The organism is Scytonema hofmannii PCC 7110, assembly GCF_000346485.2.
Classification (GTDB): domain Bacteria; phylum Cyanobacteriota; class Cyanobacteriia; order Cyanobacteriales; family Nostocaceae; genus Scytonema; species Scytonema hofmannii.
In genome coordinates this window covers 2694059-2711258 of sequence record NZ_KQ976354.1, presented here as the reverse complement: position 1 = coordinate 2711258, position 17200 = coordinate 2694059, and the positions used below count along the sequence as shown (strand labels likewise).

Below are 17200 nucleotides of genomic sequence, written 5' to 3'. Positions count from 1 at the left end.
AAAAATTAAGTTTTATAAGCAGTTGGTGATGAGGATTTCAAGTTCTTTATTGCAGGATTTACTCCAAGCGCTACCGCATCTGCATCAAGAGAAGTATTTCAAGTCTTCCTTGATGGCTCTTTCACACGCGATGGAAGACCTAGTGTTGGTAGGAGGAGACCAGCCTTTGGTGATTGCCAATTTTCAACACGAGCGGTTTTATCGCCAAGAAATCAGCCGCTATCAACAAATTGCTCAGCGCACAGACCATGTTTATGTGATGGCTGCACCAGAGTCTGAGTTTGCAGCGTTAACTGAACCATTGGCAACTATTCCCTTTGACCCAAGTGACGATCTAGCTCTTGAGTGGCACTTGGTGGTTGTGGGGAAGCAATATACCGCTTGTTTAATTTGTCGAGAATGTTCTATACTAGATGCACCAACAGTGATAGATCAAGCTCGACAATTTGAGGGAATTTGGAGCTTCGACCGTCAGGTAAGCGTGACTGCTGCGAGACTCTTACTGGAACGAATTGCAGTTTATCGACCGGAGTTAGACCCTCAGGTGAGACAGGCATGGCAGCGTTATGGTCTTGAAGTAGAAAAAAATGCTGTTGAAACTCCAACTCTGCAAGCTATTGATTCTGTCACCTTTGCACAGCGCCTGGTAAGTTATTTGCAAGCTAATCAGTATCGACTCCTGAAAGCTTATCAGCTCATAGCTACCTCCGAACGCAAAGAACGTCTTGTTAATTCCATGACAGCTGCTATTCGTCGCTCTTTGAATCCTCAAGAGATTCTCACGATCGCTGTAATTGAGTTAGGTCGAGCCTTTGACAATTGCCGCTGCTTGCTTTACCGTTGCGATCGCAAGAGTGAGAATGCCGCGATTGAGTATGAAACTGTAGCCCCTGGAATACCCTCTGTTGGGGGAGAAACTTGGTCTTTGATAGATAATCCGCTGTTTCAAGCAGCCATAGCACAGGATAAAGCGATCGCTGTCGCTGATGTCAGCAAAGCCCCTCATTTACAAAGTCACTCAGTTTTAAAACCATTAATCGAGCGCTTAGGAATTCGGTCTTGGCTGTTAGTGCCTGTACTTTATCAAGAAACTCTGTTGGGGATGCTGGAAGTACATTACAGTGGTGCAAAACCTCATATCTGGCTCAAAGACGATATTTCTCTAGTTGAGGCGATCGCCGATGCCATTGGGGTGGCGTTGATTCAAGCACAAGCTTATACCCGCCTAGAAGAACTCAACTGCCAACTAGAAGCTCTAGAGCGCACGCGCAGTAACCTGATTGCGATCGTTGGTCATGAATTGCGTACCCCCTTGTCTACTATCCAAGTTTGTTTGGAAACATTAGCCAGCGAACCGGAAATGTCAAAAGAGTTGCAGCAGTCTATGCTACAAACCGCTTTGACGGATTCGGAGCGCCTGCGCCAACTTACTCAGGATTTTCTCACCCTCTCAAGGTTAGAAAGTGGTCAGGTGCGCTGGCAACGGGAACCTATTTCACTCCAGGAATGTTTAGATTTAGCTCTCAGTAGCCTCCGCTCCTACTGGTCACCAAAAACCCTAGCTCAGATTAAAGTCAACCTGCCCCCCAAGTTGCCTCTTCTCCTCGCGGATGGGCAAGGGCTTGTGGAAGTCTTGACAAAACTCCTAGATAATGCATGTAAGTTTACCGACTCCAAAGGTAAAATTAGCATTCGCGCTCAGAAACGCAAGGCGAAAGCTCTTCGGGATGAATTCGTGAGTTCTAGCCCTATGACAGTGGTAGAAGTGATTATCGCCGATACAGGTCGAGGCATTGAGCCGAATCAGCTAGAAGCGATTTTCGACCGCTTCTCCCAGGAGGAGGGGTATCTGCGACGCCTCACTGGTGGCGCGGGACTGGGCTTAGCGATTTGTCGCCGAATTATTCTTGGGCTGGGGGGACAGATTTGGGCTGAGTCAAAAGGCAAAAATCAAGGCAGTCAGTTTCACTTTACGGTTCCCATCGAACCTATTGTTCTCTGCGGCGCTTAACGACGTTTTTTGTTCCTCTGCTACGAAAACCCCAATTCCCAATGCCCCATGCCCAAAAAATTTTCCCCCCAGCCATTTCTTATACTAGGCTGAGGGGAATCATAAATCGTAGGCTATAGAGTTTCGGTATATTTCGTCGATGATTTAATTCTATTCTGCTAACTTATTTTTGAGTACCTTGTTCACAAGATTTTACGGTATATTCACGTTTTCTTTACTATTGCTTTACTCTTAAGATATGCATAATAACTTCTGTATGTAAGTATAGCAGTACGCCAAATTCTCTAAGAAAGGATTTATTTGAAAAAAACTATGAACGTCAAAATAGCTTTTATGACTGCGTTGTTAACTTGTTTTGGCTTGACAGCACAAGCCTTGGCTCAAAATCCCCAAGATTTGGAACAGTTAAAAGCAACAAATGCCTGTCCGCGTTGCGATCTAACTAATGCCGATCTCACTCAATTCAATCTCAGTAGAGCAAGTTTGAGAGACGCTAACCTACAAGGTGCTAATTTATCTGGAGTCAATCTTGCAAATGCGGATTTAACAGGTGCCAATTTGCAAGGAGCCATGTTAACTTCTGCAAATCTTACAGGTGCTTCGTTGATTGGCGCGAATCTTAAATCAGCTTCTCTAGAAAATGCCAATCTCAGGTATGCAGGTTTTATGAGCGCTAATTTAGAAGCTGCTAATATTAAAGGCGCGAAAATAGAGTTCACTAATTTTAGAGGCGCACACTTTCGCCTAACAACTATGCCTACTGGTAATGTCACTTCTGACAAACCTTATGGATGGTCGTTACAACGCGAAAGCCTTAAAGACTGTAACGCTTTCAAATTGGAACGCGCTACTGGTACAACCTGCTACACAGAGTAATTAAACAAAAGTAGTTTAGCATACCAAATTTGAGGTGTGAATTTGTTCAGAACCCCGACTTCTCAAAGAAGTCGGGGTTCTAAGTCTTTCAAATTCAATGTCATTTACTGTCTCAAGTGGCACATTGTTTAACGCCATCAACCTTATTATTAAAGAAAAATGGTAAACTGGTTGACCAATGCTTACTCGCATCAAAGATTTAGCGATCGCACTCGCACCTCGTTTAATTGAAATTCGCCGCCACATTCATTCCCATCCAGAGCTGAGCGGTCAAGAGTCACAAACAGCTGCTTTTGTTGCTGGTGTTTTATCTTCGAGTGGTCTTTCCGTCAAGGAAGGCGTTGGCAAAACGGGTGTTATTGGAGAACTCAAAGGAACTGGCAATTCAGACCGATTGTTAGCAATACGTGCTGACATGGATGCTTTGCCAATTTGCGAACAAACTGGTTTAGATTATGCTTCTCGCACTCAAGGGATCATGCACGCCTGCGGTCATGATGTCCACACAACAGTTGGCTTGGGAACTGCAATGGTACTGTCTCAGATAGCTGAGGAATTACCTGGTAAAGTACGATTCTTATTTCAATCCGCCGAAGAAATTGCTCAAGGGGCTAACTGGATGGTAGCTGATGGAGCAATGAAAGGTGTTTCCAGTATACTAGGCGTTCACGTTTTTCCATCAATATCCGCAGGTTCTATTGGTGTTCGTTATGGCGCATTAACTGCGGCAGCTGACGATTTAGAGATTATCATTATTGGTGAATCGGGACATGGTGCTCGACCTCATGAGGCGGTTGATGCTATCTGGATAGCTTCACAAATTATAACAACCCTGCAACAAGCGATCAGTCGGACACAAAATCCTTTACGTCCTGTAGTTGTAACGATTGGAAAGATTGAGGGTGGTAGAGCGCCAAATATCATTGCTGATAAGGTACAGTTACTGGGAACCGTGCGTTCTCTCCATCCTGAAACCCGCGCCAATCTACCACAGTGGATCGAAAAAATCGTGAAGAGTGTTTGTAATTCTTACGGCGCAAAGTATCAAGTGAATTACCGTCAGGGTGTACCGGGAGTGCAAAACGATTACTTTTTGACGCAACTGCTGCAATCAGCTGCTGAAGAAGCTTGGGGTAGCGATCGCGTCCAAGTACTTCCCGAATCATCCCTTGGTGCTGAAGATTTTTCTGTCTATTTAGAACACGCTCCTGGTTCTATGTTTCGATTGGGTGTAGGTTTCAAAGATAGAATTTTAAATTACCCATTGCACCATCCCCTTTTTGATGTAGACGAATCTGCCATTATTACTGGAGTCGTTACCTTGGCGTATGCAGCTTATAAATATTGGCAAGAAATCAGTGAACAGTGACCAGTGAGCAGTGACCAGTAACCAGTGTTAGAAGTTGAATCTTGCTAAACTGGCGAATTTATGTTAATAGTTTGCACGCTTATTCTCAATAAAGTCAAGCGACCCCAGTTGAATGCCTGGGGATTTATTCTTCCCTAATGTAAGCGTAGAGTAGTCTTTTTGCAGCTTCCGCATCAGCAGTTTTCTTGCTATGCACCCTAATCCGAACTTCAGAAAACAAAGCAACCATTTGAACACCCATTTTACTAAACGCTTACTTTAGAGTTGCTCTTGGAAAAGTTATCTTACCTTTTTTAATTTTTCTTATTTACTTCCATCAGTTCCAAAGTCATCTCATTAAACGGTTTTAAAATACTCTTAAGTTCATCTTTAAATGGAGGGAATTTATCTTCAGGATATTTTCTAATATCAATATTTGTGGCGTCATTTATTGCTTCTTTTAGTTTTTTAAGATCTTTAAACAATAAATCCATCATAGAGATATCAGGATTTCCTTTTTTGTAATAAGAGTCTTTACTTTCCGTAAAAGTTAATTTTAGATATATAGAAACTATTATTTTTATAACTTCTTGAAAAATTAAAAGTTTCCGATCTGAATTTTTTTTCAGAAAAAAGTTTTTTAAACCTTCTTCATTTACTAGTTTTTCTTTAATTGTTATTTCAACTTCAATATTTGTATCCTTTATTTTGAGCATATTAATTTTACTATTAATAAGGTCTGTAATGTATGGCTTACTTTGTGTATTGTTATCAATATTAACAAAAAAAATTTGATAAATATATATTCCAATCATATTTAAATAATACACACAAGGATCTATATATTTATAATATACACATTCTTCGCTATTAGATATATGATCTTTAATATTTGTAGGTTCTGTAGGACTTTTATCACTAGAGACTAACATAACACTCTCTATAGTATTATTATTAAAGATCCCTCCAACTTTAAATAATAAATTATTGCTATTTTTGGACTTTAATATAATCCAATCGTCTTTTCCAATAACATCTCCATAGGGTGATGAGTCAAGAAACCTATATGTTATCTTTTCGTTACTCGCATTTTTTATTAAAACTATTTTTCGACGCATAAATGCTAAATAATTAGGCACAAAAGGATTTCCTATATCTCGTGTAACTTTAGTGTATACAAAATCACTTCTCAAATCTCTCTCATAAAATGTTTTTGTTTGATATAGTTTAAACTTAATATTTAGAGCATTTGGTAGATTATTCCTTTTAGAAATAGCAAAATTTGTTGGCAGTAGCTCGCTAAATGAAAAATTGCTAGATTCATCTTGAGAGTTAAGTAATTCTTCTACTAATTTACAGATTTCATCTAAATACCAAAATCCTTTCACAAATCGTTCCCATAACTTATCTGTTTCCATGTTTTGTAACTCTTTTATTGTTTCCAAAAACCCGAGATTTTGTGAAGATTTTGCGCTATTCCACTCGCGTTCAAAAAGAGGATTATTTCTGTTTTTAACTTTATACTTGCCACCGCGATCCTCAGTTATTTTTAATAAGCTTTCTAGCAAAATCCCCACTGCGCTTTTTGATTTATGTTCGGAATTATTAGCCTTACTTAAAGAATAAAAAGTATTATCTACCTTATAAAGCATACACTGCAAAATAATTTCAACAATATCAGATGGAGCATAAGATGACGAAGCTTTATTAAGTTTAAATGGCTCAAACACTTGAACTAAACTTGGTTCGCTAGATTGAAAATCAGAAAGTTTAAGATAGTCTTCCATTATATCCTTAACATTTTTCCCTTCCTGATCGTAAATCACTCTAATATTCTCATAAAAACGTTCTGGTGATTCACCACAAGTGATTAAGTCATATACAATAGCTCCAAAACCGAACAAGTCAGTTCGTATTGTTTGCATTTTGTACAAAATAATTTGAGTTTTTTTATCATTAGTTAAATCATTTGTTTTTGTATTTAAAGTAATATATATGGGTGAATTTTCAGTTTTATTATCAATAACAATTGACTTAATACGATATGCTTTTCTATTCTTACTGAAGACTATATAATCATCGTTCTCAATAATTGTATCGCGAAGTTTAGGATCGTAAGTAATTAGCTTGACATCACAATTGTCTCCATTGCGATCGCATACTTCAACTTCTACATCACAAATATCGAAATAATCTTTTTGTTCGGGTGAACGATAGTGACGGGTACCAAGAGGTAGTTGTAAATTAGCTACTGGCAAAGCTTCAAATTTTGGCTGCTCCCCTGTATAAAGGAAACCTAAGTCACCAATCACACTCTTAACCTCAAGACCATCTGCTTTAACAAAGATGTTTGCAGGTTTCAAATCAAGGTGATATAAATCTGCTTTATGAATAGTTTCAAGACCTTGAGCAATATCCAATAAATACGGGAGTATAGTAGCTATACGATCTTCAAAAGTCATATGTCTTAGAATGTCGTAACCTGTCCGCTCGTATCTTATTTTTTTCTCTTCATTTGTACTGCTTTTCTTTTGTTTTTCTTCTTCTGATTTTTTGCGAGAATTTGAAGGCTTATTTCCAGTCGGTAGCTCTATAAATTTTCCAATACCTTCTTCTAAAAGATTTTTAAGTGTAGAGTCGTATCTCTCTGTTACAAGAGCATAGTTTGAGAGATTCAAGGAGCTAAACTTACTCTTTAATTCTTGATATAGTTCTGATTCTTGAAAATTTCTTGTCCAACCTACTATTTTAATAACACGAGTAAGCTTTGAGTCAGGGCTAAGTTCTAAAATATGTTTTGTAGATTGAATTTCACTTTCAAAACGTTCTTTTATACCATCTGGTGTAGATTTAGTATTTTCCTTATCTAGCATAGATAAGGAATTTTCATTGCTAACACCAGGAGCAGAATATTCGTAAAGAACTTTAACAGCTAATTTATCATTTACACGATTTGAGGCTGCAAATACTACACCAAAAGTTCCGTCACCAAGTTTAATAGGTTCGTTATTATTGTCAACTTCTAAATAAAAGATTTGCTCGCTTTCTTGGTCTTTAAACGAATATCTATTTCTCTGAGCATTGTCATTATAATCATTTAATTGTAACTTCATAACACTTTACTCCTTCACTAAGATAAATACGAAATATTCTGACTGACTGTTTTTAGGGTTATATCTAACAATCACTGCCTTTTCAACAACACTTTTCTCTAATGAGATTACTATTTCCGGAAAAGTTTCAAACTGTATTATGTCACCAGAAGAGTATTCTTCAAATTTAAATAATTGCGAAAACGGTGGTGATAATTCTGTCGTCTTTACCCCATTTATTTGATTTGCCCAAATTTTTACATATACTTCCCCATTTTTATCTATTTTGAATCCAAAACGATTTTTATTTTCGATTGTCCTGACATAAGACCAAACTGTCTTATATGCAGGAATTAATTTAATGTATCGAATTAAAACTGATTTATCCTCCTCTCCCTCTTGATGCCACCAATTTCTCTGATTAATTATTAAATGAAATCCCTTACTAAAAGTAAAAGGAAGACTTTGAGAGTCTATTGTTGGTGTATTTTCTGGTAAAGTTTTCTCTATTGATTTCGTATTTATTGGTTGCTTGAGACTATCTGTAGCTATAAACTCATTGTGGCTACTTATTAATCCAATGTTAACATTTATTGCATTGTATGTTTGTTGTTTGTTTCCTAATTCTACTTTAAGCTCTTTAATTGAGAGCAAGTCTTGAAATTTAACACCAGATAATTCTATACCGGGCATTAATTTTTTCAAAATTTCAACCAATTTTCCTAAATCTTCTATTTTCAACATTATTTTTATCTCTAGAATTTATATATAGTAATCCTAAATGATTCATGAGAAAAGGTCATATTCGTGGAGCTTATGAAATCGAAAATTTGGCAATGACCTGATAGTTCTAATCAACCCTGATGAAATACCTAATATTGGCAAGGAAGGACATAAGCCCTCCTTCTACTTTTTATATAGGAGTAAGCGAGATTAACTTATGCACTAGCAAAATTCGAGTTCAAATAAACTTGGTAATCAAGATAATCATTAATTTTCAGTTCACAGACTCCTTCTCCCGGACGATATTTCCCTAAATTGCTAATAATGTCCGAAAATGGCGAGACGGTGAGTGAAATTCCTTTTATGCTGAGGTTAGGGTTTTCCAAGAAATAAATTATCCATGTTGTGGTACGGGCGTCCTCGCCCGTTCAATTATCCATGTTGTGGTACGGGCGTCCTCGCCCGTTCAATTATCCATGTTGTGGTACGGGCGTCCTCACCCGTTCAATTATCCATGTTGTGGTACGGGCGTCCTCACCCGTTCTAAACTAGTGACGGGCGGGACGCCCGTACCACAAGAAAAAGTTGATTATTTTTTTTATTTGGAAGTCCCTTATTCTACTCGACATAAGTTTATGCTGACCGACGAGCAATGTTATCGTGCTATTTTGAGCCGAGATCGGCGTTTCGATGGGATTTTTTTTGTTGGCGTCTCTAGTACAGGCATTTACTGTCGCACGATTTGTACGGTTAAAACACCCCGTCGTGAAAACTGTACGTTCTATCCCAGTGCAGCCGCAGCAGAACAAGATGGTTACCGTCCTTGCTTGCGCTGCCGTCCTGAATTGGCTCCAGGACAAGCTAAAATTGATGCAGTGGGTCGGTTAGCGGCAGGTGGACTCGATCGCAAGCAATGGTTACTTCAGCACGAGCAAACATTTAATCCAGTGAGAGCGATCGCTCTATTTAATGTAAGCTAAAGCCCTTACTGTTCAGAATTTCTAGTTTTTTAATCCAACATCATGAAAATCTCAGATACCCTTGAGCTTTTGTTGCTTGCAGCATTGTGGGGTGGCTCGTTCCTGTTTATGCGAATTGCAGCCCCTGTGTTAGGTCCTGTTTGGTTAATTGAGTTTCGAGTATTATTAGCTGGATTAATATTACTACCAATCCTGATGCGATTGGATCTTTTGCAGGAGATTCGACGAAATCTCATTCCAATCGTTGTCGTTGGCTGGATGAATTCTGCTATTCCGTTTTTACTTCTTGCTTTTGCATCAGTGTCTCTTCCTGCTGGATTTACTTCCATTTTGAATGCTACAGTACCCTTATTTGGCACGATTATTGCTTCTGTTTGGTTGAAGGAGAAATTAACTACAACTCGAATGATTGGCTTTGTGTTAGGGTTCATAGGCGTAGTCATTTTGGTTGGTTGGAAAGCTGTTGTAGCCACACCAACTTTCTTTATGGCAGTATTAGCTGGATTATGTGCAGCTTTGATGTATGCAATTTCAGCCCCCTATATCAAACAAAATCTCACAGGTGTTCCTTCACTAGTTATTACAACTGGCAGTCAACTTAGTGCAGCATTCTTACTCTTACCTATGTTACCGTTCACAATACCTCAACAAATACCATCCATTGCTGTAGTTGTATCAGTCATTGCCTTAGCTTTGCTATCAACAGTTTTTGCTTATTTTCTCTACTTTAGACTCATTCAAAATATTGGCTCGACTAAAGCTTTAACAGTGGCTTATCTTATTCCCCTGTTTGCAATGCTCTGGGGTGCGATCGTACTGCAAGAAACCGTAACGATGACAATGATATTGGGCTGTGGTTTGGTGTTGTTGGGAACTGCGATCGCGAACATGACAAAATCATTTACATTTAAATAATGTAATTTAATATCATATTTTACAAAAAATGCAAGATATAAGAGGCTGAAGTTTTGGATTTAGAGATTAAAATAGAATTACAGCAAATTTCAACTTGGTGAGGTACAAAAATTACCCCCCTCTGTCCCTCCTTACCAAGGGGGGATGAAAGGGGGGTGTACATGTGGAAATGGAAGAATCTGCTATAAAATACAAGTAAGATAACTGATTACACTTTTTTAAAATCATGAGCCTTGAACAAGCCGTCTTGGAAAAATTCCGCCAGTTACCTGTGGATAAGCAGCAAGAGTTATTGAATTTCGCAGAATTTTTATATCAAAAAAATACTTCTAAAACTCCCCTACGTAGTATTAGAGGGTTATGTGCTGATTTAGCAATAGATATCACAGAAGAAGACATTACCCAAGCGCGTCAAGAAATGTGGGGGAATTTTCCAAGGGATATCGTCTAATGACATCAGTAGTGGCTGATACACACACTTTAATTTGGTATATTTTTGACCTAGAGAGACTATCGAAAACTGCTTTAACAGCTTTGGAGCAAGCAGTTAGTGGTGGTAATCCTATTTATGTATCAGCAATTTCAGTGGTAGAAATTGCTTATCTAGTTGAAAAGAGACGCATTTCTGAAGAGGTATTAACACGAATTCTAAATGCTTTAGATAACCCCAGTGTAGGTATCGTACTAGCACCTTTGGATCGGAATATTTCGGCAGATATTCGAAAAATAGACCGATTAACTGTTCCTGATATGCCAGATAGGATTATAGCAGCTACTGCTTTCTCTTTAGGTCTTCCCGTAGTTACCTGTGATTTACGAATCCAAGGACTAACAACTCTTCAAACTATTTGGTAATAAGAAGGTGCGAAAAATGCAAGCTGACAAAATATTAGAGCAAAGATTACTTGAAAAAATTCGTCAGTTAGTTCCTGAACAAATCGTGCTAGTTGAAAATTTTATCGATTCCCTATACCAACAAAATACGGAGTTCAGCCTCACTCTAGCAGCTGCAAAGCTTTCTGAGCCAACTTTGGAAAAAATATGGGGTAACCCCGATGATGCTGAATATGACCAATTATAAATTTGGTGATGTTGTGGGTGCTAAAATTTCACTAACAAAAAATATATCGCTCATGTTAACATCTTGATTATTAGTGTAAATTGATTGTTCTTCTTGGCTAGTCTCATTACGAATTAATTGATTTTTAGCGTGAAATACCTCGATTATGGCTTTGATTTGCTCAATTTGTTCTGGGGTTAATCCGGTAACATTAAGTGTTTGGTCGAGCCTATAAATTGATTGGTTATCTTCAATATTCTAATTATACTGCTTTAGAGGGTGTTTTAAAAATCTAACTATTAAAGAATCAAGGTTTTAAAACCCACGTAGGTGGGTTTTGCCTGTATAGCCGCGACTTCTAGTCGCAAAGCCCCATATCCCTTAACCTATCGATTGGCTAAAATTAACCAAATTAATACCTTAATGTAACCTTCCCTTACCTAAGATAGCCGTTAATTTCCTACATACTTGCAATATAACAAGAACTTTTAAAGCAATTGTCTGTAATTAGCTTTGAAATCGGAGGTCAATTGATGATGCCAACTCAAGTACAGCAAATCTCATTTGTTATTGCTGCTACGCTGTTAGTATGGGGAGTCGAAATTTCGGCGCAGGCTGCACCGAAAAAGCTCACAATTTATTCAGGGCGAGAAGAAAAAATCATGAGTCCCCTGATCGAAAAAGCTGAGAAAGATTTGGAATGGATATTGAAGTGCGCTATGGGGACTCTACTGAATTAGCGATCGCTCTTATTGAAGAAGGTAAGAACAGCCCGGCTGATGTGTTTTACGCTCAAGATGCTGGTTCCTTGGGCGCTGTAGCCAAGGAAGGGTTCCCCCCGTTAAAGCACCAGCCGTCCCCGTTGAGGCGACTGCGGAGCATCTTGCCCGCCAAAATTATACGAGCGCTGGGTATCTAAAGTATGGGATATAATGTAAGTATACAAATTCCAAATTAAAGTTGCAGATGATAGAACAGCATAGGCATATGAATCCTAAATTCATCTTTGGCTTATTCATGAGTGCCAATGTTGGGCTGCTGTTAGCTATAGTAAGCCCATCGGCTACTTCCGCTACACTCTCAGAACAGACTACGTATGCACGGCAAAGGTTCATTGAAGTTGAAGTAGTTGATTTAGACCGTAAGTCTCCTGAATTCATCCTAGCGGGCAACAGTAACAGTAATAGCAATAGCAATAGCAATAGCAACAGTGACAGTAACAGTAATAGCAATAGCAACAGTGACAGTAACAGTAACAGTAATAGCAATAGCAACAGTAATAGCAACCGCAATGATAATGATTAGTAGTCCTGGTGGTAGTAAGGCTCAATGTGTTAGGGGAGTCATCGCCGTGGACGGGTTCCTTGGCTTGAGTTAAGTTTAGGCATTAAATATGTCATGAAGACTTTGCAACAGCTACTTGCGCCGTATCCAACCGATGAGTTTTTGGCAGAAAACTGGACACAAAAGGCAATTCATATTTGTGCGGGTGATTCTCAAAAGTTTCAGACCATCTTTTCATGGAACGATCTTAATTATCTGCTCAACTATCACAGACTTACAGAACCAGATTTACGCTTCTCAATGAATGGCAAATCCTTGCCTCAGACTCGTAATCCACAAGACTGGAGCGATCTCGTGCGACAAGGAGCGACTCTCATCGTCAACGGCGTGCATCATCGTGTTCCAACAGTAGCTCAACTGGCGGCAAATCTTCGACATGACATTGGCTATGAAACTCATATAAATTTGTATTGTTCGCCAGCTAAACAGCAGGGGTTTGATTGTCACTACGATACTCACGATGTGCTGATCCTTCAGATTGACGGTGAAAAGCAGTGGTTCGTTTACCGAGAAACGGTGCTTTATCCAACCTCAGATATGGGATCGTCAGAACAACTTCAACCTAAAGAACCTCCTTATCTGGAGTGTATGCTTAAAGCTGGTGATTTGCTTTACATACCGCGAGGACACTGGCACTATGCTGTTGCTTGCGAACAACCATCTCTTCATCTTACTGTTGGAATTGAATGCCAGACAGGGCTTGACTGGCTGGGGCGGCTCATCCGTGACATACAACAGAATCCTTCGTGGCGGCAAAGCTTACCCGCGATCGTAGATGGCGACACGAATGCTATGCAACAGCAGTTAAGTGCGTTGCGCCTGCATCTCATTGAGACCCTACATCAGCCTGACATTTTGTGCAGGTATACTGAGTCTCTAACTTATCGCAAGCAGCCGCCGCTTGCAGTTACTTTACCTACCCAGATAGGAACTGACATTTTTCAATATGGATTCATGACTGAGTTTGCGTGGTCTCCGTTGCACCGCATTCGCGTCAAGCAAATCGGCTCCGAACACTATCAAGTGCAGGTAGGATCGAAACAAATTGACCTCAAGGGAGTTCCGGTGAATCTCGTGGAAAATTTATTTAATCGAGATGAGTTTAGTCTATATGACATTGCCGATTGGGCACCTGAAATGGATTTAGATGGTGACATTGCACCGCTTATTACACGTTTTGTTACAGAAGGGATTTTGCAAGTCAAGACCGACCCTCCCTTGTCGTATGGATAACAAAAGAAATCTAGAGTGAATTGTATCAACTCGTCAAATACTCAAAAATTGATCCTTTTCAAGTTAATGTTTGAGAGCAAGCTCTGTAAATATTAGGAGACGTTTATCGTGCTTCAGAATCAATGGGATACATCCCTGTATGAGGGAAAACATGCTTTTGTGTGGCATTACGGTGAAGAATTGTTGCAATTATTATCCGCACAACCTGAAGAGCGCATTTTGGATGTTGGTTGTGGTACCGGACAGCTTGCGGCAAAAATCGCAGATGCAGGGGCTATTGTGATGGGGATTGATACCGATGTGATGATGATTGAAAAAGCAAGGCAAAACTATCCTCAGTTGAAATTTTTAGTCGCTGATGCGCGAGATTTTCAAGTCAATGAACCATTTGATGCTGTTTTCTCTAATGCAGCACTGCACTGGATTCCAGAAGCAAACGCAGTGATTCGCTGTATTTATCAAGCCCTGAAACCTGGGGGTCGTTTTGTGGCAGAGTTTGGTGGTAAAGGAAATATTCAAGCGATCGCAGAAGCTCTTTATGATGTTGCTAGAGAAAATGGTTTGCGATCGCCCGAACAGTTAAACCCTTGGTATTTTCCTAGTATTGGTGAGTACGCAACTTCTTTGGAACAGCATGGATTTGAAGTGCGTTATGCAGTTCTGTTCGATCGCCCCACACCATTAGAAGATGGAGATACAGGCTTGGCAAATTGGATTCGGATGTTTGGCGATCGCTTTTTGTCCGGGCTGTCTCTTGAGCAACAAACCCATGTTATTCATGCTGTGGAACAGCGTTTAAAACCAGTGCTTTATCAAAATGGCATATGGAAAGCTGATTATCGCAGAATCCGTGCGATCGCTATTAAAAATGATGTGTCTATTTGAAAGACCTTCACAAGTTCTTCATTTTGTCTGTTTACAGTAAAGAATAGGTTCCAAACAAGATTTGTTTTTGAGCCTTATATGCTAACTTTCTATTTCTAAACACTTATGTTAACCTCCCCTTGGGTAAAAACCTAAGGGGTATTTTACAAAAACAAGGGAATGGGGAACAGGGAACAGGGAACAGAGGTTAGGGGATGAGGGTAGGTAAGGTTGTTGCACATTCGGGATGCTCCGGTCAAGCTTTGATATCATTGAATGTCGGAATTCTCAGCGATCAATTCTTCAATATTGCTTCGGATTGTGGTACAAATAGCATCTAAGGGTAAGTCGTTGGGATCGTGACCAAAAGGGTTTTCTATTTCCAGACCAATTTCTTCAACGCCAAATACGGTAAAACTAACTAAAGCAACTACTGGACTTGTAAACAAACCCAGATCTTGAACTAGATGAAAAGGCAATAACAGACAGTAAATTAATAACAATTGCTTGATGTGAATGCTATAAGCTAGAGGTAGAGGCGTCTTCAAAATGCGCTCACAACCTCCTACACAATCGATCATACTCTTCAGTGTGGCTTGCATAGCAGTCACTTGCACGGAATCTACACACTTATGTTGATATTGCTGTTGAAGATAATCTCCTATCCAAATAGCAATTTCTAACGGTGTATGTTTGATGCTTTTTAAACGTAAATACTGAGATCTAGGCATCAATTCTTCTAATTCACTATTTACAAGTTCCGATCTTAGATGTAATTTAGTTGCTACGGAAAAAGCAGCTACTAGTCTCATTGCTGCAATTTTCTTAGCTCTATCTTCTCGTTCAATGTTGTTAATTGTTACCCAAATTAGCCAAGACAGATTACGGGAGTCATTGACTATAATCCCCCACAACCTACGACCTTCCCAAAATCGATCGTAAGCGGTATTAGTTCGGAAAACTAGTAATAAGCCTAACACTACACTGGGAATAACAGATCCGAAAGTAGGTTGGGATACAGGAATTTTAAAGTGGTAAAGTACAGAAATAAAAATAGCAAACGCACCAATGAAAATCACTCGATGATAAATTGATGGGATAACAGAGCCTTTAATCTGTAAAGCTAATTTAAGCCATTGTCTTTTCTTCATCAACTGACTTCCTTCATATGCTGTTTACTTTTCTTTTCTATTTTTACAATATAATGTCGAAAAATATACAATATAGGAAGTTTGATGTAAGTGATTACTATCACGTACACGTATGACGAAAGTTACAGATACCGCACTCAGTCTTCCCATATTCCCAAGTTCAGCCACCATGCCTAAAAAATACAGGTCTGTACTAAGATACGTCTCTCCGTAGAAACATGGAGTTAATGAAAACTTTAAACATATTTCTTGATTCTATTAAAATTATTTACTCTAAATAAAGTAAATTAGGTTTAAATATTTCTACGGACATATGAAAAGCTTTTTTTACAAAGGCATCTTAGCAGTCACTGCTATCATTACCCTGAACAGCCCTTTTCCAGCCCAAGCGAATGAAGATAAGCTTTGGATACCTATTAACAATAGAACAGATGGGTCTACTTATTTAGACGTGAACAGTATTACCCATACAGGTAATACAAAAACCTTTTGGCTATACGTAACTGTCAATAAACCAAGTCCCCAGGGATGGTCTAAGATATTAGCCCAGGGAGTTACTAATTGCAGTACCAAATATACTACATACAGACAAGCAAAAGTTTACGACAGCCAAGATAAATTAGTAAAATCTGTTCCACTTGGAGCGATCAAACAACTTAACATAGAAGCTATTGCTACTCCAGACGCTTCAACAGGGGATGTTGCTGCTTTGGTTTGTAGTCTAAACTTAGAATACTAATAGTTAATTGCTAACTGCTAATTGCAATTAACTATTAATAATGATATGTTAATGTCGAATTTCTAAATTGAGAATATAACTACCTAGTTGAACTTCTCCAGCCCATAACTCGTATTCTATACGCAAATTTTCTGGAAAAGGGTCTCCATTAAGTGTGAGATGACGGGTAAAATTATGCAAGCGAATAGGTTCGTTTTGCTGTGATGATTCATTGGGCAACCAATAGCGAGTTCTGCCATATGCTCCCTGTTGCCAAAAATGACGGTAACTCAATCGGCCATTACCTTGTATGGTCATAATAGCTTGTTCGGGAGTTATTTCCAACCACCATTGTTGGGTGTTGTTAGAGGAGTTAGCATCGTCTTGCTCTAAGTTATTTATATTCTCTGAATCTAGAATATTTACAGGTGGTGCGCTCAAGAGCAAATGAAATCTATTGCGGTCTTTTTGATAGAGTGTAGCAGCAGTTTCTACAACAGAAGAAACTGGCAAGTCAACAGACATGAGGGATAGACAAACGGTCTTGCGATATTGAGTTAGCATGCGAGTAATAAGGGCTAGAGGTTAGTAAAAGAAAACGAGTTTATTAAGGTATGGGTCTTCTTCAAGGAATTGATATATGGATCGAGAAGAAGAACCAGTGTTCATTTTTACACACTCAATTTTTTATTGGTCAATTAAAATTTAGTTGGACTTGAATCAAGTCATGACCATCCTCTACTGTTGTCAGAGCGATCGCCATCACGAACTGACCTACATATACTTACGGTATTGACGCTTTAATATAACGGATTACAATAACAATTGTTTAATAATTAAATATTTATTATCAAAAACGATATAATTATTTACTAAAATTTTAAG

General features: G+C 38.9%; 18 protein-coding genes. 14 read left to right on the top strand and 4 right to left on the bottom strand.

Translation table 11 applies throughout. The annotated features are described in order from the left end of the window. Window positions 1-28 precede the first annotated feature (28 nt). The 3 genes from WA1_RS11670 to WA1_RS11660 all read left to right on the top strand — a co-directional run bounded on the left by WA1_RS11670 (window position 29) and on the right by WA1_RS11660 (window position 4256). Window positions 29-2011, top strand: a complete 1983-nt coding sequence (locus WA1_RS11670) for a DICT sensory domain-containing protein (RefSeq protein WP_017749190.1) — start codon at window positions 29-31, stop codon at window positions 2009-2011. 312 nt (window positions 2012-2323) lie between these two features. Further along, window positions 2324-2887 carry a pentapeptide repeat-containing protein gene (locus WA1_RS11665; RefSeq protein WP_017749189.1) on the top strand — a complete coding sequence of 188 codons (564 nt, stop codon included), beginning with the start codon at window positions 2324-2326 and terminating at the stop codon, window positions 2885-2887. A gap of 178 nt (window positions 2888-3065) precedes the next feature. Beyond that, window positions 3066-4256 carry a M20 family metallopeptidase gene (locus WA1_RS11660; RefSeq protein WP_017749188.1) on the top strand — a complete coding sequence of 397 codons (1191 nt, stop codon included), beginning with the start codon at window positions 3066-3068 and terminating at the stop codon, window positions 4254-4256. 293 nt (window positions 4257-4549) lie between these two features. On the opposite strand, the gene WA1_RS11655 is transcribed toward WA1_RS11660, so the two are convergent. Together WA1_RS11655 and WA1_RS11650 are read right to left on the bottom strand one after the other, a co-directional pair. Further along, window positions 4550-7348 carry a protein kinase domain-containing protein gene (locus WA1_RS11655; RefSeq protein WP_017749186.1) on the bottom strand — a complete coding sequence of 933 codons (2799 nt, stop codon included), beginning with the start codon at window positions 7346-7348 and terminating at the stop codon, window positions 4550-4552. A gap of 6 nt (window positions 7349-7354) precedes the next feature. Then, on the bottom strand, window positions 7355-8071 hold the full coding sequence (locus tag WA1_RS11650) for a hypothetical protein (protein WP_017749185.1): 717 nt from the start codon (window positions 8069-8071) through the stop codon (window positions 7355-7357). Between the two features lie 422 nt (window positions 8072-8493). Here WA1_RS11650 and WA1_RS58650 point away from each other — a divergent pair, with 422 nt between their 5' ends. From WA1_RS58650 to WA1_RS11605, 10 genes are all read left to right on the top strand, one after another. Then, the gene (locus tag WA1_RS58650; protein WP_201789088.1) at window positions 8494-9030 is read left to right on the top strand and encodes an Ada metal-binding domain-containing protein; all 537 of its coding nucleotides are present in this window, start codon (window positions 8494-8496) and stop codon (window positions 9028-9030) included. 42 nt (window positions 9031-9072) lie between these two features. Beyond that, window positions 9073-9945 (top strand): DMT family transporter, encoded by an 873-nt coding sequence (locus tag WA1_RS11640; RefSeq protein ID WP_017749183.1) that lies wholly within the window; start codon window positions 9073-9075, stop codon window positions 9943-9945. A 226-nt stretch (window positions 9946-10171) separates the two neighbouring features. Next, window positions 10172-10396, top strand: a complete 225-nt coding sequence (locus WA1_RS11635) for a DUF2281 domain-containing protein (protein ID WP_017749182.1) — start codon at window positions 10172-10174, stop codon at window positions 10394-10396. Further along, window positions 10396-10800 carry a type II toxin-antitoxin system VapC family toxin gene (locus WA1_RS11630; protein WP_017749181.1) on the top strand — a complete coding sequence of 135 codons (405 nt, stop codon included), beginning with the start codon at window positions 10396-10398 and terminating at the stop codon, window positions 10798-10800. Before WA1_RS11635 ends, WA1_RS11630 begins: the two co-directional genes overlap by 1 nt. Before the next feature lie 16 nt (window positions 10801-10816). After that, window positions 10817-11026, top strand: a complete 210-nt coding sequence (locus WA1_RS11625; protein WP_017749180.1) for a hypothetical protein — start codon at window positions 10817-10819, stop codon at window positions 11024-11026. A gap of 512 nt (window positions 11027-11538) precedes the next feature. Then, window positions 11539-11745 carry a hypothetical protein gene (locus WA1_RS11620; protein WP_017749179.1) on the top strand — a complete coding sequence of 69 codons (207 nt, stop codon included), beginning with the start codon at window positions 11539-11541 and terminating at the stop codon, window positions 11743-11745. After that, window positions 11706-11924: a hypothetical protein gene (locus WA1_RS59655; RefSeq protein WP_272819119.1), complete on the top strand. Its 219-nt coding sequence runs from the start codon at window positions 11706-11708 to the stop codon at window positions 11922-11924. Before WA1_RS11620 ends, WA1_RS59655 begins: the two co-directional genes overlap by 40 nt. Window positions 11925-11971: 47 nt before the next feature. Continuing rightward, window positions 11972-12310: a hypothetical protein gene (locus WA1_RS11615; protein ID WP_201789087.1), complete on the top strand. Its 339-nt coding sequence runs from the start codon at window positions 11972-11974 to the stop codon at window positions 12308-12310. Window positions 12311-12403: 93 nt separating this feature from the next. Next, window positions 12404-13582, top strand: coding sequence for a cupin domain-containing protein (locus WA1_RS11610; protein WP_066612849.1), 1179 nt, complete (start codon window positions 12404-12406; stop codon window positions 13580-13582). A 108-nt stretch (window positions 13583-13690) separates the two neighbouring features. Further along, window positions 13691-14467: a class I SAM-dependent methyltransferase gene (locus WA1_RS11605; protein ID WP_017749176.1), complete on the top strand. Its 777-nt coding sequence runs from the start codon at window positions 13691-13693 to the stop codon at window positions 14465-14467. A gap of 248 nt (window positions 14468-14715) precedes the next feature. On the opposite strand, the gene WA1_RS11600 is transcribed toward WA1_RS11605, so the two are convergent. Then, window positions 14716-15597, bottom strand: a complete 882-nt coding sequence (locus WA1_RS11600; protein ID WP_017749175.1) for a bestrophin family protein — start codon at window positions 15595-15597, stop codon at window positions 14716-14718. A 313-nt stretch (window positions 15598-15910) separates the two neighbouring features. Here WA1_RS11600 and WA1_RS11595 point away from each other — a divergent pair, with 313 nt between their 5' ends. Continuing rightward, window positions 15911-16336: a surface-adhesin E family protein gene (locus WA1_RS11595; protein WP_017749174.1), complete on the top strand. Its 426-nt coding sequence runs from the start codon at window positions 15911-15913 to the stop codon at window positions 16334-16336. A 48-nt stretch (window positions 16337-16384) separates the two neighbouring features. Here the strand turns inward: WA1_RS11595 and WA1_RS11590 are convergent, their stop codons facing one another. Beyond that, window positions 16385-16879, bottom strand: coding sequence for a hypothetical protein (locus WA1_RS11590; protein ID WP_026135288.1), 495 nt, complete (start codon window positions 16877-16879; stop codon window positions 16385-16387). Window positions 16880-17200 lie beyond the last annotated feature (321 nt).